We start from the raw sequence: 18,138 nt of genomic DNA on the forward strand, positions 1-18,138 counted from the left end.
CGCCCTGCGTGCAAGGGCCGCAAAATTCAGCCCGGAGACGATAAGCCGGCATAGACCGGGTCGACAGACGGGAGGGTTTCAGCATGCTGGTTGCAGCCGGTCGCGAAGCGTCCGAATCCGCCAAGCAATGGGTCTACCGCGTGCTGCGGCGGGCCGTGATGACGGGCCAGTTCGAGCCGGGCGATCCGGTGACGATCAACGGGCTGGCCGAAACCCTCGGCGTCAGCGCCATGCCGGTGCGCGAGGCGCTGCACAGGCTGGTCGCCGACGGGGCGCTGGAACTGCTCGACAATCGCCGCGTCCGCGTGCCGGATCTCGATCCGCAGCGCTTCGAGGAGGTGCTGGAGGCGCGGATCGCGCTCGAAACCCGGGCCGCCGAACGCGCCATGCCCTTCATCGACGAGGCGCGGCTCGCCCGCCTCCGCGCCTTCGACCAGCAGGCCGACGAGGCGCTGGCGCGGCGCGATTTCGGCCGCCTCGTAGAGGCGAATTTCGACTTCCACCGCTGCCTCTACGAGGCACGGCCCGGCACGGTGATGCTGCCGCTGATCGAATCCCTCTGGCTGCGCCTTGCCCCCTTCATGCGCCGGGCGGGCGAGACCCTGTCGACCACCTACCAGATCGACCGCCACGCCGAGGCGCTCGCCGCCATCGTCGCGCGCAACCCCGAGGCGCTCAAGGCCGCGATCGCCGCGGACATCCGCGACGGCACGGGCCATCTCGGCCACAAGCATTTCGAGCAGATGGGCGTCGGGGGAAGGGCGGTGTGACCCCGCCGGACGACCCCATCCATGATCTTCCTCGGGGGCGCTTGCCGAAAGGGGCAAATCGCCGGTAAAGCTCTCGGCGACCGCCACGCCTGCGCACCGGAGGATGCCATGAACGAGAACAATGTTCTGAAATTCGAACGCCGGAAGCCGCAGCAGGACGACAAGAACAAGCCGAAGGCGCCGCCACCGAAGAAGGGCCTGATCTGGATCGCCGTCCTCGTCGCAGTCGCGCTCGTCTGGGCCTACTACCAGTTCATCGCCCCGCAGTCCGTCTAGCATTTCCGCTTTTTTCCACTCGGCCGCGCCATTCTCGATCCCGCCCGGCAGCATATGGAAGTCGCATAAGCTGAATTATGGAACCATCGGTGCACATCCTTGGCCTCCGCGGCAACATGACCGGACGCTTGAGGAAGAGAGGCGGCGAACGATGCCGCCAAGGCCATCGTTCGCCGCCTCTCATGCCGCTAGAAGCTGGCGCCGACCAGCTTTTCCGTCAGCGCGTTGCGATCCTCGATGGATTGCAGGCGCACCGTCAGGGCCGTGCTCTTCACCGGAACCTGCGGCGGCAGGGAGAAGGCGATGCCCGGCAGGTTCTCGGCCGCCCATTGCTTGAAACGGGGCAGCTTGTTCGGGCCACTGATGGGGAATGTATGGCTGTATCGAAAGCGCATGTCTGGCTCTTTCCGAATAGGAGCAGGCGGCGGCGCAGGGATGCGGCCGGCCTTGCTCGACAGGTTTTCATCTTGGGTCGGGAGGCGACATCCTGGCGCCGCTCTTGCATTCGCAGTCAGCAGCGCCAGGCCGTCAGCAGTCGGCGGCGGTCCTGCGGAAAGGACGTCGCGCAACGCGGCGGGCCGGGCGTGGCGAAACCATCGCGCTACCTCACCGTCTACCGGCCCGCGGTTCGCCGGGCGAATCTTTCCGCCCGCCAAACGAGCCGAACGGTCGCAGCGCCTCCGGCGCGCCATCGAGCGTCCTCACGAAGGCGGCAAGCTCCGCGTCGCCGAGCCGGTCGGCCGCCGCGGCGAGGGAGAACCAGCGGCGCTGCCTTTGCCCCTTCTCGCGCCAATGGCTCAGCGTGCCGCGCACCTTCATGCCGAACACCGTGACGTGGCAGGGAACTTCCGAGCCGTCGTCCAGCGCCTTCATGTAGCGGTAGAAGGTCACGGGCGAAGGCGAGATATCGCCGATGACGCCGGCCTCCTCGAAGGCCTCCCGGGACGCCGCAGCGACCGCCGAACGCCCCCGCATCGGCCATCCCTTGGGCACGATCCATCGCCCTCGCCTGCGCGAGGTGATGAGCAATATCTTCGGCTCGCCGTCGCGTCGAAGACGCCAGGGAAGCACCCCGACCTGCTGCAATTCGTCGGGACCGCCGGCCTGCGCGGCAGGGGCGCTGGTACACGTTGCGCCGCTCATCATCCCCTCCCCCCGCCGGGCCGCAAGAACGCTGCCGTGCGGCGGACGCCGGAGGCGGCACGCACGAGAACGGGCGCCCTGCACCAGGGGCAGCGGCTGGCCGCGCGCGGGAGATGCCGGTCGCAGGTGAGGCAGATTCTGGGGGCGTGAGGCAAGGACATGGATATGCTCCATCGGAACGCCGCAAGGGCGAGACGATATGAACCGCACTGTTGGATCGTGTGGGTTCCCGGAGCGGCGGGATCTGCGGCGGCGTTACAGGGTCAAGACAGCCGGCTCCGGGTCAGGGAGCGCGCTTGATCGCGAAGCCTCGAAATTCTGACGGACGTTTCCATGCACATGACCTGCAATTGGCCGTTCAATGCGGCAATTTCAAGAGGGTGCGTCCTTCTGCTGCATGGTGCCGTTCGAGGCGCGGACGCTCCTGTCACCATGACAAGAACGGACATTCTCAAGCGTGCGGCGGCATTCTATGAAACGGGTACCGCATCAGCCGAAAGCCCGCTCCATGACATCCATCGAAATGATCGTCGCCGCCAGATCCCGCCTGCAGGGCCATGCCCGGCGGACGCCGCTCTTGTCCTCGCCCTTCCTGGAGGAGATGGCGGGGCGGCGCGTCCTCGTGAAGGCGGAATGCCTGCAGCACACCGGCTCCTTCAAGTTCCGTGGCGGCTGGTCCGCCCTTTCGGGGCTGGTGCCGGAGGTGCGCAAGCGCGGCGTGATCGCCTTCTCGTCGGGGAATCATGCCCAGGGCGTTGCCCTCGCCGCCACGCGGCACGGCGTTCCGTCCGTCATCATCATGCCCTCCGACGCGCCGAAGCTGAAAATCGAGAACACCCGCGCCTTCGGGGCCGAGGTCGTTCTCTACGACCGCGGCACGGAAGACCGGGACGCCATCGGCGCGCGGCTGTCCGAAGAGCGCGGCCTGACGCTGATCCGGCCCTTCGACGAGCCGCTGGTCATCGCCGGCCAGGGCACGACCGGCCTCGAAATCGCGGAGCAGACGGAAGAGGAAGGCATAACGACAGCCGAGGTGCTGGTGCCCTGCGGCGGCGGCGGGCTCAGTTCGGGCATCGCCCTTGCCCTCGAGGCCACCGCGCCGGGCTTCACCGTGCGCCCCTGCGAGCCGGAAGGTTTCGACGACACCACGCGCTCGCTGGCGGCCGGAAAGATCGTGCGGAACGCCACGATGACGGGCTCGATCTGCGACGCGATCGTCACGCCGGAACCGGGCAGGATCACCTTTCCCATTCTGCAGCGCCTGGCCGGGTCCGGCATCGCCGTGACGGAGGAGGAGGTGCTGCGCGCCATGGCGCTCGCCTTCAAGCGGCTGAAGATCGTCGTGGAACCCGGCGGAGCCGTCGCCCTTGCGGCGGCGCTGTTCCACGGCGCCGCGATCGAAGGCGATGCCGTGATTGCCGTGACCTCCGGCGGCAATGTCGATACGGACCTGTTCGCCGCGGCGCTCCGGCGCTTCGGCTGAGGGCGCGGCCGTCCTTCAGCTATACGCCGTCAGGGCCATCCCTATCCGTCTCGGCAAGGGGGCGAACCCCGCTCAGAAGCACCTCCGGCAGGGGGCGGGCCTCCCGTCGCGCGAGGTCGAAATAGACCGAGACGGCGACAAGCTCGGCATAAAGCTGGTCGTCCGCCTTGTTCGTCAGCCGGTGGCGGGTGGTGAGCGAGGTGCGCCCGACCTTCACGACGGCGCTGCGGACCTCGAACAGGCTGCCGACCGGCAGCTCCCGGCGGAAGTCGATCTCGTAGCGGCGGTCCGCCCAGCCCTCCTGCCGCTCGGCAATCCACGTCGCCGAATAGCCGGCCGCGGCGATGAGATGCCAGAACGCCTGGTCGAAGGCCGCGATGTAATATTGCACGTTCATATGCCCCATCGCATCGCACTGCGCGGGATAGACGACGCCCTGATAGGTCAGAAGCGGCATGGCGGATCTCCTTTGTCCGGTTGAACCCTTTGACGCCCGATAGGCCCATGCAATAGTTGCCGCCCGAAGCATAACTCCGGGAAATGCACATGGCGCGGCAAAGACGGCGTTTCGTCTGGGAAATCGACTGGAACCTGCTCAGGACCTTCATGGTCATCGTGCAGGAGCGCGGACTGACGGCGGCGGGCGAAAAGCTCTCCCTGAAACAGCCGACCGTCAGCAATGCGCTGAAGCGGCTGGAGACCCATATGGGCTGCCGGCTCGTCGAGCGGAACGCCTCGCATTTCGCCGTCACACCGGCCGGGCAGCGGCTGTTCAGCGAATGCATCGCGCTGTTCGAGATCGTTTCCGGGCTGCCGCAGCAGATGGAGGAGCAGCCCGGCGACCTTACCGGCCATATCGAGATCGCGCTGGCAAGCCATGTCGTCTGCCCGTTCCTCGACGAGGTGCTGGCCGGCTTCCATACGACCTTTCCGCAGGTCACGCTGTCGCTCTCCGTCGCCTCCAGCCAGGAGGTGATGGCCGCCGTACTCAACCGCGATGCCGGTTTCGGCGTCTGCCTGATGCAGGAGCGGCATCCGAAGCTCGAATACGACGTGCTCTACCGGGAGAGTTTCGGCTATTTCTGCGGCGCGCGGCATCCGCTGTTCGGCGTGGCGGACCTGCCGCTGCAGGCGCTGCGCCAGGAGCCCTACGTCTCCTTCAAGACGGACCAGATGTCCGGCGCGCTCTGGCCCGTCGCGCTGCTGCGCCAGCAGGAGGGGTTCGAGGGCCAGACCGTCGGCACTTCCTCGCATCTGGAGGAGGTCAAGCGGCTGATCATCGCCGGCTTCGGCTTCGGGCCGCTGCCGATCCATGTGGTGGTGGAGGACGTGCGCGCCGGCCGCCTCTGGCGCCTGCCGCCCTATGAGGATCCGCCGGTCATCGACGTGCACCTCGTCTATGACGGCACGGCCCGCCGCAGCCGCGCCGAGACGATCCTGCTTGCCGAACTGCGCCAGGCGATCGCCACGATACCCTTCGCGCAAAGGACCTATCCCGCATAGAGCATTTCCGCTTTTCCCCGAATCGAGAAAACGCTCTATCTGTTTGTTTTCACGCAATTCCGGACGCAAAACCGCTTCGCACTTCTGCTGGAATTGCCCTAGCCGTTTCTCGCACCGAAACCGGCAAGGAAGGCCGTCAGGTTGTCGCCAAGCGCGTCGCAGAGATAACCGCCCTCCTGCACGATGACCGTCGGCAGGCGCAGCGCCCCGATCACTTCCGCGATGCGCGCAAAACCCGGCGTCGAGACCGAGAGGCCACCGAACGGATCCTTTTCGAAGGCATCCAGGCCGAGCGCCACGACGAGCGCGTCGGGCGAGAAGGCCTCGACCCGGCGGATGGCGGCGGCCAGCGCCTCCAGATAGACGTCGTCGCCGGATCTGCGCGGCAGCGGCAGGTTGAGATTGTAGCCGAGGCCAAGCCCCTCCCCCCGCTCGTCGGCATGGCCCCAGAAGAAGGGGTAGAAGCGCACCGGATCGGCATGGATCGAGACCGTCAGCACGTCGGCGCGCTCGTAGAACATGCCCTGCGTGCCGTTGCCGTGGTGCAGGTCGACATCGAGGATGGCGACGCGTTTTGCCTGCCGCAGCAGGTGCTGGGCGGCGATGCCGGAATTGTTGAAGAAGCAGAAGCCGCCGGCGACATCCCGGAAGGCGTGGTGGCCCGGCGGGCGGCAGAGGGCATAGGACCACCTCTCGCCGGCCATGACGGCCTCGGCGGCGGAAACGGCGGTGGAGGCGCTCCAGCGCGCGCTCTCGAAGGTATGCTCGGAGATCGGGCAGGACGTATCGGCCATGTGATAGCCGGCCTGTCCGACCGCCGAGGCGGGGTAACTGCCGGTGCGGGCGATCGGGTGGATGTTGGGGATGACCTCGGCCGAGGCGCCCTCGATGCGCTGCCAGCGCTCGTGGATGCGGCCCAGGAAATCGATGTATTCCGGCGTGTGCACGGCGGAGACCGGCGCGAGGCCGTGGTCCTTCGGCCGCACGATCGCCATGCCCGCCGCCCGCGCGCCGGCCAGCAGGCGCTCGACGCGTTCCGGCTGCTCCGGGTTCGGTTGCGGCGCGCCGCTGGAGAGGAAGAAGCTCGGATCGTGGCGTTTCTGTTCTTCGGCAAAAAAGGTCTTCATGGCTCTCCCTCGGCGAATGCGTCGAAATCCGCGCCCTTGATCATGTGGATCTGCTCGCTGCGGGAATGGCGGATCCCGAGGCGATCGTAGAGGCCCTGCGCGCGGAGATTGTCCACATCGACCGACAGGCGCATGTAATGGGCGCCGCGCGCCCAGCCGCGCCGCGCGGTGGCGCGCAAAAGCCGCTCGGCGATCCGCCGTCCGCGAAAGGCATCGGCGACGAAGAGGTCCTGAACATAGAGGCCGGGCTCGCCCATCCAGGTGGAAAAGCTCGGAAAGCTCAGGCACAGGCCGGCAAACGCCGCCCCCGCCTCGGCGATCAGCACCTCGAAGGCCGGCGTTTCGCCAAAGCCGTGGCGGCGCACGTCCTCGACGGTGGAGACGAACTTCGCCTCGGCGCCCATGTCCACGGCCATCGTCTTCAGGGCCGCGTGGATGGTCTCCGCGTCATCCGCGACGGCCGGCCGGATCGTGATGTCGTCCTGCATGTCCCCTCCTCAGAATGCGACGCGATCGCCGCCCTTGAGGCCGAGCATGGCGCGCGCCTCGTCCGGCGTCGCGACCTCCAGCGAAAGGCCCTCGAGGATCGCACGGATGCGTCGTACCTGATCGGCATTCGAGGCCGCAAGCGCGCGGCCGTCGAAAAGGCTGTCCTCCAGGCCGACGCGCACGCTGCCGCCCATGGTCGCCGCCATGGTGATCATCGGCATCTGCCTGCGCCCGGCGGCAAGCACCGAGAAGCGGTAATCCTCGCCGAACAGCTTGTCGGCGATGCGCTTCATATGGACGAGGTTTTCCGGATCCGCGCCGATGCCGCCGAGCACGCCGAAGACGAACTGCATGAAGGGCGTGCCGGGAACGAGCCCGCGGTCGCGGAAATGGGCGAGCGTGTAGAGATGCCCGACATCGTAGCATTCGAACTCGAAACGCGTGCCGCAGCCTTCGCCGAGGCGTTTGAGGACCGTCTCGATATCGGCGAAGGTGTTGCGGAAGATCGTGCCGCGCGTCGCCTCCAGGAGCTCGGGCTCCCAGGCATGTTTCCATGCCCGCGGCCGGTCGAGCATCGGGTAGAGGCCGAAATTCATCGAGCCCATGTTGAGCGAGCACATTTCCGGCTCGGCGGCGAGCGCCGCCGCCAGCCGGTCCTCCAGCGTCATGACGGAGGAGCCGCCGGTGGTGATGTTGATCACCGCATCGCTCGCCTGCTTGATGACCGGCAGGAAGCGCATGAAAACCTTCGGGTCGGCCGTCGGGCGACCGTCTTCCGGGTCGCGGGCGTGCAGGTGCAGGATAGAGGCGCCCGCCTCCGCCGCCGCGATCGCCTCGGACGCGATGTCCTCGGGCTTGTAGGGCAGATGGGGCGACATGGAGGGCGTGTGCACCGAGCCCGTCACCGCGCAGGTGATGATAACCTTGTTCGATTTCATGGCCGGCTCCTATCTGCCGACCGGCAGCGAAAGCTCGCCGGCAAGCTGCGCCAGCGTCGCATCGAGGATCGTCACGATCTCGCCGACCTGAGCCTCGGTGGTGATCATCGGCGGGCAGACGAGGAAATGGTCGCCCTCGACGCCGCCGCGCGTGCGGCGCGAATAGATGATGAGGCCGCGCTCATAGGCGATGTCGACGACGCGCTGGTGCGCCTCCAATGCCTTGGGCAACGGCGTCATGGTCTTGCGGTCGGAGACGAATTCGGCCGCGAGCAGCAGGCCCTTGCCGCGCACGTCGCCGATGAACGGGTAGCGTTCGGCAAGGCCCTCCAGTTCGGCCTTCAGAAGCGCGCCGATGCGGGTGGCGTTGCCGAGCAGATCCTGCCGCTCGATCTCTTCGAGCACGGCAAGGCCGGCGGCGCAGGCAAGCGGGTTGCCGGCATAGGTGTAGCCATGGGCGAAGCCGCCGCGGTCGAGCACCGGCTTCACCAGCCGCGAATGGGCGATCATCGCGCCGAGCGGGCAATAGCCGGCGCCGAGGCCCTTGGAGAGGGCGACGATATCGGGCCGGCAATTCCAATGGTCGCCGCCGAGATAGCGGCCGGTGCGGCCGGCCCCGCTCATCACCTCGTCGTGGACCAGCAGGATGCCGTACTTGTCACAGATCTCGCGGATGCGCGGATAGTAGCTGTCGGGCGCGACGAGCGCACCGGTGGAAGCGCCGCCGATCGGCTCCATGATGAAGGCGAGCACGCTTTCCGCCCCCTCCTCCAGGATCTTCTCCTCCAGCATGTCGGCATAGCGGATGCCGCGCTCCTCCATCGAGAAGTTGTCGCGGTCGAGATAGGCGGTGGGTGCCTTGATGTGCGGCATGTCGCGCAGCATCGGCAGGAAGGGTTTCTTCAGCGCGTCATAACCGGTGACGGCGAGCGCGCCGAGGGTCGAGCCGTGATAGGAGGGGAAGCGCGAGATCACCTTCCAGCGCTCCGGCTGGTCGGTGGCGAGCGCCCATTGCCGGGCGAGCTTCAGGCAGGATTCCACCGCCTCCGAGCCGCCGGAAACGAAGAACACCCGGTCGAGGCCCTCCGGCATGTAGCCGGAAAGGCGGCGTGCCAGGTCTTCCGCCGGCTGGTTCTCGAAATGCAGGCGGTAGGCGAAGGTCGCCTTGTCCATCTGGCGCTTCATGGCGTCGAGCACGTTGCGGTTGGAATGGCCGATATTGACGACCATCGCCCCGCTGGACCCGTCGATGACCTTCCGGCCATGTTCGTCCCAGATGTAGATGCCCTCTGCCCGGTCGGCGAGCGGCCGACGCATGCGGGACTGGTAGAAGAGGTGGGATGCCGGGCGTTCGCCCGTCGCGGTCAGGTGCTGGCTCATGATCGATCCATGACAGGAGGATGCGGTTTTCAGCGGCCGGGAAATCCTAGCCGTTGAGGAATTTCTTCAGGAAGCTGCGGGTGCGCTCCTGCTTCGGATTGCGGAAGAGCTCGGCCGGGCTGCCCTCCTCCACCACGGCGCCGTCTGCCATGAAGATCACCCGGTCGGCGACTTCGGCGGCAAAACGCATCTCGTGCGTGACGATGACCATGGTCATGTGCTCGCTCGCAAGCTGCTTCATGACGAGGTTGACCTCGTCCACCAGCTCCGGGTCAAGCGCCGAGGTCGCCTCGTCGAAGAGCATGACCTTCGGCTGCATGGCGAGCGCCCGCGCGATCGCAACGCGCTGCTTCTGCCCGCCCGAAAGGCGCGCCGGGAAGGCGTCGATCTTGTCGGCAAGGCCCACCTTGTCGAGCATCTTCAGGGCGAGCGCCCGCGCCTCGGCCTTCGCCATGCCCTTCAGCTTGATCGGGGCGATGGTGATGTTTTCCGCGACGCTCAGGTGCGGGAAGAGGTTGAAGTGCTGGAACACCATGCCCATCTGCTGGCGCACGCCGTTGATGTGCCGCTCGAAGAAACGGCGGTCAAGCTTTTGATTTACCTGCACGCCATCGAGCCATACCTCGCCGCCGTCGAGCGTTTCGAGATGGTTGATCGAGCGCAGCAGCGTGCTCTTGCCCGAACCGCTCGGGCCGATGACCGCGACGATCTGGCCGCGCGCCACGCTGAAATCGATGCCCTTCAGCACCTCCAGCGGCCCGAAGAACTTTCTGGCGCCGCGCACCTCGATCATCGGACGGGTATCGTTCATCGCGAAAGCTCCACTTTCCGTTCGATCCCCCTGAGGACCGCTTCGAGGATGAGATTGAGACCATAATAGAGGGCGGCGGCCGTCAGGTAGAATTCGAAGGGCCGGTAGGTCTCGCTGATGACGAGCTGGGCGCTGTGCACCAGTTCGGCGATGCCGATCATCGAGACGATGGAGGATTGCTTCAGGAGCGCGATCATCATGTTGCCGACGGCGGGCACCGTATTGCGCACTGCCTGCGGCACGACGATGTAGATCCGCGTCCGCCAGGCGCCGAAGCCGAGCGAGCGCGCCGCCTCCGTCTGCCCCCTGTCGAGCGAGGCGATACCGGCGCGAAAGATGTCGGCATTGTAGACGGCGAAATGCAGGCTGAGGGCGACGATGCCCGACCAGATGGCCGGAATGTCGATGCCGATCTGCACGAGGCCGAAATAGATGAGGAAGAGCTGCAGGAGCAGCGGCGTGCCCATGAAGAGCCACATGAAGAGGCGCACCGGATAGCGCACGACCGGCGAAGCATAGAGCACGAGAAGGGCAAAGCCGATGCCGGCGAGAACGCTGAGCACGGCGGAGGCGGTGGAGATGACGACGGTCCACCACAGGCCCTTGCCGATCAGCGGCCAGTATTCGGGGACGATGCTGAAATCGAGACCCTGCATCTTCACGCCTCCCCGGCATAGGCGCGGTCGAGACGGTCGACGAGGAGCGTCAGGCCGTAGACCATGATCATGTAGAGCACCGCCGTCACCGCGAAGATCTCGAACGGCTTGTAGGTGGAGCCGATGAAGCGCTGCGCCGTATAGGTGAGCTCCACCACCGAGATGGTGGCGACGAGCGCCGTGCCCTTGACCAGCGCCACGGCATTGACGCCGAGCGGGCGGATCATCAGCTTGGCGGCCTGCGGCAGCACGATCCAGCGCATGGACTGGCCCTCGCCGAAACCGAGCGAGCGCGCCGCCTCCATCTGCCCGCGATCGACCGAGAGCACGCCGCCGCGGATCGACTCGGCCATATAGGCCGCGATGTTGAGGCCGAGCGCGATGGCGCCCGCGGCGAAGGGGTCGAGCTGGATGCCGACCTGCGGTCCGCCGAAATAGAGCAGGAAGATCTGGATGAGCGCCGGCGTGCCGCGAAAGACGCTGACATAGGCCGCGCCGGCAAAGCGCAGGGCCGCGACATGCGAGAGGCGGAGCATAGCGACAAGCGCCGCCACGGCAAGGCCGAGGGTAAGCGACAGCAGTGAGAGCTCGACGGTCGTCCAGGCCGCCTGGACGAAGACTGGGAAAATGCGGCCGATGAGTGCGATATCCATTGCCGGATCCTCGACGATCGGTCAGCCGGCCGGCAGTCTCCTGCCGGGCCGGCCCTTTCATGGGCGGGGAGAGATCAGCGGATGTCCGCGCCGACCCACTTCATGGCGATGGCCTCGTAGGTGCCGTCGGCCATCATGTCGTCGAGCGCCTTCTGCATGGCGGCCTTCAGCTCCGGATTGCCCTTGCGGATGGCGATGCCGATCTTGTCCTCGGTCCCGGCGAATTCCGGCACGTCGAGCTTGGCGACCTTCTCGCCCGTCTCCTTGACGGCGATTGACACCGGCACGGCATCGACGATCATCGCCTGGATGCGGCCGGCCTTCAATTCGAGGAAGAGTTCCGGCAGGCCCTTGTAGGTGCGGATCTCCCAGCCGCCGCGCTCGCGCGCCCATTTCTCGTGGGTCTCGCCGAGCGTCACGCCGATGGTCTTGTCCTTGAGGTCGTCGATCGACCTGATCTCGGACCCCTCGGTGACGAAGACGCCGCGGCCCGACTTGTAATAGGGACCGACGAAATCGACGGCCTTTTCGCGCTCCGGGGTGATGGTCATGCTGCCGATGACGGAATCGTACTTGCCGGCAAGCAGGCCGGCGATGATGCCGTCCCAGGCGGTACTGACGCCGGCGCCCTTCACGCCAAGGCGCTTGGCGATCTCGTTGCCGATATCGACGTCGAAGCCGACTGTCTGGTTGCTGTCGTCGACGAAGCTGAAGGGCGGATAGGCGCCGCTGTTGGCGAACTTGAATTCGCCCGCGGCCTTGATGGTCTCGAGATCGTCGGCGCTCGCGGCAAGCGGCGTCCCGAGAACGGAAAAGGCAAGGCCCGTGGCCACGGCATAGGACAGGATGGTCTTCAACATGATTGTTCCCCTTGTTGGTGCAGGATCACCGCCGGAGCAATGACGCCCTCAAGGAAAATATGCCGGCAAGCCGATGCATTTCGCAAATAGATATATGAAATGCACTTCATAGAAACCAAGAATGATTCGATCGGCATGCCGGTCGCGATAGCCTTGGCGCGGGCGCGCAGCAGGAACGGCCGCCCGTTCGAAGGCTCAGATGGATATGACGGCCTCGGCGCCGATGCCGCGGACAGTGCCGTTCGGCCGCGCCAGGGGGTCGGTGCCGGCGCAAGGCAGAAGACGGACGCTTCTCACGCCGCCCGGCGCCAGATGGAACCAGTTGTCGGCCGGCAGGAAGCCGTCGATCTCGATGGCGACCGACTGGGCGAAGCGGTCGGCCGAGAGGTCGAGCAGCCAGCCTTCCGCATCCTGCCGGAGGACTGCCGTCAGGACGGCGGGAGAGATCGCCTCCGCGCGGCCGCGGGGAAAATGGAAGGCTTCCGCGACGGTGGTCCCGCCCGCATCGACGAGCCGTCCGACCGTCACGTCATGGGATGGCGGGCCGAAGCGGAAGGCGTAGGTCGTGTCGAGGAAGGCGCCGAAGAGCGCGGTTGCCGGCAGCGTCTCGGCGGAATGCGGGGAAAGCGTCATCTCCCTGCGGCCGGAGACGACCGGCTGCCGGCCGTGGCGCAGGCAGGAAAGCTCCAGCACCAGCTGCCGTTCGTCCGGCCCGTCGTTCAGCACGTGTATGTCGAGCCCGTTCGTGCCTTCGTCGCTGAGCGTGATCTGCAATGGCCGGAAGGCGCGGCGCAGCGCGTGCCAGACGGATTTCGGCAGGCCCGTCGCGTCGACGATGCCCCAGCCGGCGCCGGGCAGGAGATCCTGGAAGGTCCAGACCAGCGCGCCGTTGCATGGGCTTTCCGCGCGGCGCCATTCGGCAAAGGTCGCCTCCATCACCTCGCCGACGACGGCGCGCGAAAGATCGAGGTAACGGGCCGGATTCTCGCGGCGCAGCCGCGCCGGTTCAAGGCCGTAGAGCAGGCCGAGATAGTGATCGCGCACATCCTCGAAATCCCAGGAGGCGCCGCGATCTCTCGGCACACGGGCTTTCCAGCGCGGGTCATGCACGGCGGGCACCGGCAGGTGTGCGTCGAGCGTCGCCTGTTCCGGCACATTGGCGAAGGCGAGGCTTTCGGCGGAAAAACGGACCGCCGCGCGGCGCGCGTCCTCCAGAGGCCGGCAATAGGCGCCGACGCCATAGTAGTGCGTGACGCCGGCATTCGGCGAGAAGGGCATGGCGCCGCCGCCCGGGGAGTTCTCCACATAAGGCACATCGGGCCGACAGGCCGCGGCGACGGAGGGCAGGATCTCCCGGGTCAGCGGCCCGGCCCAGGCCGCTTCCGGCAGGCCGAGCATCGCCGCCTGCTGGTCGATCTCGCTGCCGCCGCACAGAACGGCAAGCGACGGCGAGGCGGCTGTCGCCTCGAGGAACTGGACGGCTTCCTTCCGCACCTTGTCGGCAAAGGCCGGATCGCTCACCGGGTAATCGAAATTGGCGAACTGGAAATCCTGCCAGACCATCAGGCCGAGTTCGTCGCAAAGCGCGAAGAAATCCGGCGTCTCATAAGCCATGGTGCCGCCGATGCGCAGCATGTTCATGCCAGCCTCGGCCGCCAGCCGCAACAGCGGCGCGTATCGTGCGCGATCGCCCGGCAGGTCGACGATGTCGGCACTGGTCCACACCGCACCGCGGCAGAAAATCTTCACGCCGTTGACGGAGAGCGCGAAATCCCGGCCATCCGCGCCACGATCGATCGTGATGCGGCGGAAGCCGGTGCGGCCGACCGCATGGCGCTGTCCGCCCGCAATCAAGGCCACCTCATGCAGCGCCGGCCGGCCATGACTGCGCGGCCACCAGGCCTCGACACGGGGAATGGCAAGGCTTGCGCGGAACCGGCCCTCGCCGTCGGGCACGGCCACGGCGGTGACCCCGGCGCATTCGAGGATGGGCGGAGCCGTTCCGTCGAGAGAAAAACGCACATCGAGCCGGCCGGCGCCGTCTTCGTCGAGGCGGGCGGCCAGCTGGACGTCGCCCGGCAAGGCCGGCATGGGCCGCGAGAGGCGGACGGGCCGCCAGGGGCCGGCGGCGTGGACTTCGGGGCACCAGCCCGGCATGCGGCCGAGCAGGGTGGTGCGCACGAGGCGCAGGCCCTGCGGCGTGATCATCTGCGGCCGCCAGCGCGCACGCGGACCGCGTTTCTCCAGATGCGGCTTCAGCGCGCGGAAGCAGAGCGCGAGGCGGTCGTTGCCGGCGAGCATGACAGGGAGGTTGTGGCGCACGAACATGCTGTCGGAGGACAGGACGAGCGCGCCGTTCCACCAGACTTCGGCGATCGTGGCGAGACCGTCGAAATGCAGCACGGCGTCGCCCGGCGCCTCGCCGGCGAGGTCGAGCACGTACCAGGCATCGAGATGGTCGAGCGGGTCAGGCGCCGTGCGGTCGAAGCGGCCGGCGCGCTCCAGCGCCCCGGCGACCGTGCCCGGCACGGGAGCCTCGATGAAACCGGAAAGGCTTTCGAGCGCCGCCGGGTCCGCGGCGGCGCCGGCCGGCGTCAGCACCATGCGCCAGCCGCCGGAGAGGGGCCTTCCGATCGCAGGCATCCGGTCCTCCATCAGCCGATGCGGGCGGCGAGTGTTGCCATCAGCCGGTCCCAGGCCTCGACAGCCGGATCGAGCGCGCTCGCCAGCGGATCGAACCTGCGGCGCGTCACGGCGCGGGCGAGCTGGAACTGCACGGACTTCGCCGTCTCGGAGATTTTCCGGGCGGCATCGGCGGCCTCCGCGAGCCTGCCGTCCGGGGCGATCCAGTCGAGATGGCTGCCGGCAAGCTCGAAATTGGCGCCGAGCTGGCGCAGCGTGTTGAAGGCATATTTGTGGAAGAAACCGAAGGGACGATCGGCCACCGCTTCCACCTGGCTCGGAAAGAGCGTCGCGAAGGCGGCCACCGGGTTTTCCGCCGGGCGGCGGGCGAAATGCGCGGCAAGCAGGCGTTTCGCCTCGCGGCGCAGATGGATTTCGTCCGGCCGCTTTTCCGGGAACTTGGCGAATTCCGCATAGGGCAGGAAAGGCAGGTCGTCGGGGCCGTCATTGAGATGGAACAGGCCGTCGAAGTCTTCCCCCTCCAGCCGGAAGAAGCCGGCATTGTGGAAATAATCGAGCCGCTTTCCTTCAGGGTCCAGCCGGTTGATCGCCACCGTCGTCTTGCCATGCTCCTGGCCATAGGCGACGCCGCGGGTGTCCGGCATGTAAAAGCTGTCCATCTCGACGAGGCAGAGGCGGCCGCGCGCGATCTGCGTTGCGACATGGGTCTCAACCCTGTCGAAGATGGCGAGTTCCGTGCAGCGGATGCCGTACAGGCTTTCGAGGTCTTCCAGCGGGACCTTGAAGAAGGTGAACTGGTCGCTCTCGAAATCCTGGGTCAGGGAGAAGCCGAGCATCGCCTCGGGTGCGGCGCCGAAGGCGTTCAGCACCTCGATCCAGAGGTCGACGTAGCAATTCGTCTCCGGCCACATGCGCTCCGCGTCGTGCAGCGCGTGCGGCCGCCAGGTCTCGGGGTCGGCCCCGGGGAAGACGGCGGCCATGCTCAGTCCCGATATCCGAGCGTCTTGCGGACGGCTTCCGGCCAGGCGGCGATGTCGAGGCCGTGGCGGGCGAAGAGGGCGAGCGCGATGCGCTCCAGGCCGAAGCCGACGCAGGCGGTGTGCGCGACGTCGCCGTTCTCGAGATTGAGGCCCCATTTCGCGCCGAAGGCGTCCTGATGGTAGTTGAAGCTCATGCAGGCGGTCGGCTTGGCGGCCGAGGTCACCGGAATGAGCAGCTCGAACTTGAGGTTCTGGTCGCGCTGGTTGTTGGCGAGCATGCGGCCGGCGCGGCCGAAGAACGGGTCGTTGGCCACGTCGATCGTGACATCGAGGCCGACCTTTTCCATCATTTCGAGGCCACGGTCCATCCAGGTCTGGCGGAAGGTCGTCACATGTTCCTGCGTGCCCATGCAGACATATTCGCGCATGCGGAAGAGCTGCTGACGGGCCGGGTCGTTCGAGGGCTCATGGCGGAAGCAGTAGGACTGGAGATCGTAGAGCCCGCCCTTGGCCGGCAGGCGGCCGCGCTTGGCGATCGTCGGATAGAGCGGATAGCACGCGGCCGGCGTCAGCACGATGTCGGTCGCCTTCTGGTCCTTCGTCCAGTCGCCGCCGACCTCCATGCATTGCAGGAGGCTCATATGGTCGAGTTCGCCGCCGCAGAAGCTGTGCACGGTGCCGGCGAGCTGCGGAAAGCTCTTCATGTAGCCGGAGGTCTCGAAATGCGCACGGTTCATGCCCGGCGGAAAGCGCATCGCTTCCGCGCCGTCGGCGCCGCCATAGGCGTCGATCAGCCGCTCGAAGCGGGCGATGACGTCCTCGAAGGCCCCGCTGCGGCCATAGAGGCCTTCGACGCCGGTATCGATGAGCAGGCCCGAATCGAAGAGCCGGTCGAGAAGAGAAGTCTGCATATCCATGGTGTCACCCGATCAGGCTGGTGTCCTGCTTGTGCACAAGCAGGAGGTTCGACGTGTTGCCGAGGATGCGGTCGTTGGAGATCATCAGCTGGGCGGAATGCGCGTCGCGCAGGTGCCGGCCGAGGCTGAAGGGCGTGCCGTTCTTGTAGCCCATGATGCCGCAGATCAGCATGGCCTGGTTGATGATCGCGAGGATCGTCTCGGAGGAGGCGATCTTCACATTGTTCATCGCGACGGCGAAGCCCATGGAGGAGAGCCGGTCCGGATCCGCCTTGGCGGCTTCGTATTCCTTGAGGCCGGCGATCGTGTTGGATTTCACGAGCTGGAGAAGGTTGGAGGCCTCCGCAAGACGCAGCGCGCCGGGCGGCGTCACGCCGGGGCTCTTGCGGGCGGCGGCGCGGACGAAGGCCTGCGCGCGGGCGACGGCGTTGACGGCGATGCCGTACCAGACGGCGCTCCAGAGAAGGTGCGAGGTTGCGAGCATCGACTGCGCGGCGATCTCGGCGAACGGCTTGGGCAGGATCTGCGCCTTCGGCGCCTCCCCCTTGAAGAGCCAGCCGTCCGAGCAGGTGCCGCGCATGCCGAGTGTGTCCCATACATGGGTCTGCTCCAGCGTGTACTGGTCCCTGGTGAAGACGGTCATGACCTGGTCGGTCGAGGCGGCGTCCGCATGGGCACGCGAGGTGATGAGGATCGCGTCTGCATGCGCGCCGTAGGAGATGACGGTCGCGTCCTTGGTGAGGCGGCAGGTGTCGCCGTCGATCTCGATGGCGCAGATGCTGTTGCGCAGGTTCCCGCCGATGCCGCCCTCGGTCGTCGCGGAGGCAAGGAGAAGCTGCTCGTCGCAAATGCGGCGCATGAAGGCGCTGTGCCAGGCATCGCCGGCGCCGTGCGAGACGAGGCTCGACAGCTTGATGTGGTGCATGGCGAAGACCATGGCGGCGGCCGAGCAGGCCTGGCCGAGCACCGAACAGACCTCGGCGATCTCCGAGATCGAAGCATCCTCGCCGCCGAGCGCGACGGGCACCTGGATGGAGAGCAGCCGTTCGGCGATCATCGCCTCGACGGCCTCCCGCGGGAAGCGGCCCTTGGCGTCCACGTCGTCGGCATGCGCTGCGGCCACGGCGGAGACGCGCTCGGCGCGCTCCGCGAGCCCCTTCCCGACGGTGACGGTCATTCGGCCGCCTCCGCATTGCCGACAAGGCCGGCCACCGCCCGCGTGATCGCGTCGATGCTCTGGAAGGACTTGCGATTCAGCAGATTGTCGGGGAATTCGACGTCGAAGGCATCCTCGATGCCGAGCATCACCTGCACGGAGGCGAAGGAGGAGAGACCGGCCGCGTAGAGATCGGCATCATCCGCGAGCTGGTCGACCGGCGTCGGCAGGCCGCCGTGTTTCGTCAGGATATCACGAATCTTCTGCTTCATGGTCTTCTCCGTCGTTTTCAATGCCGGCCGGACAGCGGGCTCTTGGCTTATCGTTCCGAAGAGGCATAACCGACGGTTGAT

Annotated in this window: 20 protein-coding genes; 4 read left to right on the forward strand and 16 right to left on the reverse strand. The window is 66.8% G+C overall.

The annotated features are described in order from the left end of the window. Nucleotides 1-83 precede the first annotated feature (83 nt). Together AABQ55_RS25090 and AABQ55_RS25095 are read left to right on the forward strand one after the other, a co-directional pair. The gene (locus tag AABQ55_RS25090) at nucleotides 84-770 is read left to right on the forward strand and encodes a GntR family transcriptional regulator (protein ID WP_244766110.1); all 687 of its coding nucleotides are present in this window, start codon (nucleotides 84-86) and stop codon (nucleotides 768-770) included. 108 nt (nucleotides 771-878) lie between these two features. After that, nucleotides 879-1,046 carry a hypothetical protein gene (locus AABQ55_RS25095; RefSeq protein WP_272808096.1) on the forward strand — a complete coding sequence of 56 codons (168 nt, stop codon included), beginning with the start codon at nucleotides 879-881 and terminating at the stop codon, nucleotides 1,044-1,046. Nucleotides 1,047-1,234: 188 nt separating this feature from the next. Here AABQ55_RS25095 and AABQ55_RS25100 read toward each other — a convergent pair whose 3' ends face one another. Both AABQ55_RS25100 and AABQ55_RS25105 read right to left on the reverse strand, forming a co-directional pair. Further along, nucleotides 1,235-1,441, reverse strand: coding sequence for a hypothetical protein (locus AABQ55_RS25100; protein WP_244766108.1), 207 nt, complete (start codon nucleotides 1,439-1,441; stop codon nucleotides 1,235-1,237). Between the two features lie 211 nt (nucleotides 1,442-1,652). Further along, on the reverse strand, nucleotides 1,653-2,189 hold the full coding sequence (locus tag AABQ55_RS25105; RefSeq protein WP_272808095.1) for an NUDIX hydrolase: 537 nt from the start codon (nucleotides 2,187-2,189) through the stop codon (nucleotides 1,653-1,655). Between the two features lie 508 nt (nucleotides 2,190-2,697). Here AABQ55_RS25105 and AABQ55_RS25110 point away from each other — a divergent pair. Further along, on the forward strand, nucleotides 2,698-3,672 hold the full coding sequence (locus AABQ55_RS25110) for a threonine ammonia-lyase (RefSeq protein ID WP_272808094.1): 975 nt from the start codon (nucleotides 2,698-2,700) through the stop codon (nucleotides 3,670-3,672). Nucleotides 3,673-3,691: 19 nt separating this feature from the next. Here AABQ55_RS25110 and AABQ55_RS25115 read toward each other — a convergent pair whose 3' ends face one another. Continuing rightward, nucleotides 3,692-4,129: an acyl-CoA thioesterase gene (locus tag AABQ55_RS25115; protein WP_272808093.1), complete on the reverse strand. Its 438-nt coding sequence runs from the start codon at nucleotides 4,127-4,129 to the stop codon at nucleotides 3,692-3,694. Between the two features lie 89 nt (nucleotides 4,130-4,218). Here AABQ55_RS25115 and AABQ55_RS25120 point away from each other — a divergent pair, with 89 nt between their 5' ends. Then, complete coding sequence (locus AABQ55_RS25120; RefSeq protein WP_272808092.1) at nucleotides 4,219-5,175, forward strand: LysR family transcriptional regulator; 957 nt, start codon at nucleotides 4,219-4,221, stop codon at nucleotides 5,173-5,175. 98 nt (nucleotides 5,176-5,273) lie between these two features. On the opposite strand, the gene AABQ55_RS25125 is transcribed toward AABQ55_RS25120, so the two are convergent. From AABQ55_RS25125 to AABQ55_RS25185, 13 genes are all read right to left on the reverse strand, one after another. Continuing rightward, complete coding sequence (locus AABQ55_RS25125; RefSeq protein WP_272808091.1) at nucleotides 5,274-6,302, reverse strand: histone deacetylase family protein; 1,029 nt, start codon at nucleotides 6,300-6,302, stop codon at nucleotides 5,274-5,276. Then, on the reverse strand, nucleotides 6,299-6,790 hold the full coding sequence (locus AABQ55_RS25130) for a GNAT family N-acetyltransferase (RefSeq protein ID WP_272808090.1): 492 nt from the start codon (nucleotides 6,788-6,790) through the stop codon (nucleotides 6,299-6,301). The genes AABQ55_RS25125 and AABQ55_RS25130 overlap by 4 nt, the downstream gene beginning before the upstream one ends. A gap of 9 nt (nucleotides 6,791-6,799) precedes the next feature. After that, a complete protein-coding gene (locus AABQ55_RS25135) occupies nucleotides 6,800-7,729 on the reverse strand; it encodes a 3-keto-5-aminohexanoate cleavage protein (RefSeq protein ID WP_272808089.1) in 930 nt (309 codons plus the stop codon). A 9-nt stretch (nucleotides 7,730-7,738) separates the two neighbouring features. Next, on the reverse strand, nucleotides 7,739-9,109 hold the full coding sequence (locus AABQ55_RS25140; protein WP_272808088.1) for an aminotransferase family protein: 1,371 nt from the start codon (nucleotides 9,107-9,109) through the stop codon (nucleotides 7,739-7,741). A 46-nt stretch (nucleotides 9,110-9,155) separates the two neighbouring features. After that, a complete protein-coding gene (locus AABQ55_RS25145; protein WP_445190518.1) occupies nucleotides 9,156-9,902 on the reverse strand; it encodes an amino acid ABC transporter ATP-binding protein in 747 nt (248 codons plus the stop codon). A 14-nt stretch (nucleotides 9,903-9,916) separates the two neighbouring features. Next, on the reverse strand, nucleotides 9,917-10,576 hold the full coding sequence (locus tag AABQ55_RS25150) for an amino acid ABC transporter permease (RefSeq protein ID WP_272808086.1): 660 nt from the start codon (nucleotides 10,574-10,576) through the stop codon (nucleotides 9,917-9,919). Between the two features lie 2 nt (nucleotides 10,577-10,578). Continuing rightward, a complete protein-coding gene (locus tag AABQ55_RS25155) occupies nucleotides 10,579-11,229 on the reverse strand; it encodes an amino acid ABC transporter permease (RefSeq protein ID WP_272808085.1) in 651 nt (216 codons plus the stop codon). 74 nt (nucleotides 11,230-11,303) lie between these two features. Then, a complete protein-coding gene (locus AABQ55_RS25160; protein WP_443021190.1) occupies nucleotides 11,304-12,086 on the reverse strand; it encodes an ABC transporter substrate-binding protein in 783 nt (260 codons plus the stop codon). 198 nt (nucleotides 12,087-12,284) lie between these two features. Next, a complete protein-coding gene (locus AABQ55_RS25165) occupies nucleotides 12,285-14,744 on the reverse strand; it encodes a glycoside hydrolase family 2 protein (RefSeq protein ID WP_272808083.1) in 2,460 nt (819 codons plus the stop codon). Then, on the reverse strand, nucleotides 14,744-15,712 hold the full coding sequence (locus tag AABQ55_RS25170) for a DUF1839 family protein (protein ID WP_272808082.1): 969 nt from the start codon (nucleotides 15,710-15,712) through the stop codon (nucleotides 14,744-14,746). The genes AABQ55_RS25165 and AABQ55_RS25170 overlap by 1 nt, the downstream gene beginning before the upstream one ends. A 2-nt stretch (nucleotides 15,713-15,714) precedes the next feature. Next, on the reverse strand, nucleotides 15,715-16,629 hold the full coding sequence (locus AABQ55_RS25175; RefSeq protein WP_244766095.1) for an amino acid--[acyl-carrier-protein] ligase: 915 nt from the start codon (nucleotides 16,627-16,629) through the stop codon (nucleotides 15,715-15,717). Nucleotides 16,630-16,633: 4 nt separating this feature from the next. Further along, nucleotides 16,634-17,806 carry an acyl-CoA dehydrogenase family protein gene (locus AABQ55_RS25180; RefSeq protein WP_244766094.1) on the reverse strand — a complete coding sequence of 391 codons (1,173 nt, stop codon included), beginning with the start codon at nucleotides 17,804-17,806 and terminating at the stop codon, nucleotides 16,634-16,636. After that, nucleotides 17,803-18,057 carry an acyl carrier protein gene (locus tag AABQ55_RS25185; RefSeq protein WP_244766093.1) on the reverse strand — a complete coding sequence of 85 codons (255 nt, stop codon included), beginning with the start codon at nucleotides 18,055-18,057 and terminating at the stop codon, nucleotides 17,803-17,805. The genes AABQ55_RS25180 and AABQ55_RS25185 overlap by 4 nt, the downstream gene beginning before the upstream one ends. Nucleotides 18,058-18,138 lie beyond the last annotated feature (81 nt).

This window comes from Shinella sp. WSD5-1, from assembly GCF_963942435.1.
Lineage (GTDB): Bacteria > Pseudomonadota > Alphaproteobacteria > Rhizobiales > Rhizobiaceae > Shinella > Shinella yambaruensis.

Coding starts and splice junctions, on each gene's coding strand:
- AABQ55_RS25130 (WP_272808090.1), bottom strand. CDS start 6,790: ATGCAGGACGACATCACGATCCGGCCGGCCGTCGCGGATGACGCGGAG.
- AABQ55_RS25090 (WP_244766110.1), top strand. CDS start 84: ATGCTGGTTGCAGCCGGTCGCGAAGCGTCCGAATCCGCCAAGCAATGG.
- AABQ55_RS25125 (WP_272808091.1), bottom strand. CDS start 6,302: ATGAAGACCTTTTTTGCCGAAGAACAGAAACGCCACGATCCGAGCTTC.
- AABQ55_RS25140 (WP_272808088.1), bottom strand. CDS start 9,109: ATGAGCCAGCACCTGACCGCGACGGGCGAACGCCCGGCATCCCACCTC.
- AABQ55_RS25155 (WP_272808085.1), bottom strand. CDS start 11,229: ATGGATATCGCACTCATCGGCCGCATTTTCCCAGTCTTCGTCCAGGCG.
- AABQ55_RS25175 (WP_244766095.1), bottom strand. CDS start 16,629: ATGGATATGCAGACTTCTCTTCTCGACCGGCTCTTCGATTCGGGCCTG.
- AABQ55_RS25145 (WP_445190518.1), bottom strand. CDS start 9,902: ATGATCGAGGTGCGCGGCGCCAGAAAGTTCTTCGGGCCGCTGGAGGTG.
- AABQ55_RS25165 (WP_272808083.1), bottom strand. CDS start 14,744: ATGGAGGACCGGATGCCTGCGATCGGAAGGCCCCTCTCCGGCGGCTGG.
- AABQ55_RS25180 (WP_244766094.1), bottom strand. CDS start 17,806: ATGACCGTCACCGTCGGGAAGGGGCTCGCGGAGCGCGCCGAGCGCGTC.
- AABQ55_RS25120 (WP_272808092.1), top strand. CDS start 4,219: ATGGCGCGGCAAAGACGGCGTTTCGTCTGGGAAATCGACTGGAACCTG.
- AABQ55_RS25095 (WP_272808096.1), top strand. CDS start 879: ATGAACGAGAACAATGTTCTGAAATTCGAACGCCGGAAGCCGCAGCAG.
- AABQ55_RS25115 (WP_272808093.1), bottom strand. CDS start 4,129: ATGCCGCTTCTGACCTATCAGGGCGTCGTCTATCCCGCGCAGTGCGAT.
- AABQ55_RS25100 (WP_244766108.1), bottom strand. CDS start 1,441: ATGCGCTTTCGATACAGCCATACATTCCCCATCAGTGGCCCGAACAAG.
- AABQ55_RS25105 (WP_272808095.1), bottom strand. CDS start 2,189: ATGAGCGGCGCAACGTGTACCAGCGCCCCTGCCGCGCAGGCCGGCGGT.
- AABQ55_RS25170 (WP_272808082.1), bottom strand. CDS start 15,712: ATGGCCGCCGTCTTCCCCGGGGCCGACCCCGAGACCTGGCGGCCGCAC.
- AABQ55_RS25135 (WP_272808089.1), bottom strand. CDS start 7,729: ATGAAATCGAACAAGGTTATCATCACCTGCGCGGTGACGGGCTCGGTG.
- AABQ55_RS25185 (WP_244766093.1), bottom strand. CDS start 18,057: ATGAAGCAGAAGATTCGTGATATCCTGACGAAACACGGCGGCCTGCCG.
- AABQ55_RS25110 (WP_272808094.1), top strand. CDS start 2,698: ATGACATCCATCGAAATGATCGTCGCCGCCAGATCCCGCCTGCAGGGC.
- AABQ55_RS25150 (WP_272808086.1), bottom strand. CDS start 10,576: ATGCAGGGTCTCGATTTCAGCATCGTCCCCGAATACTGGCCGCTGATC.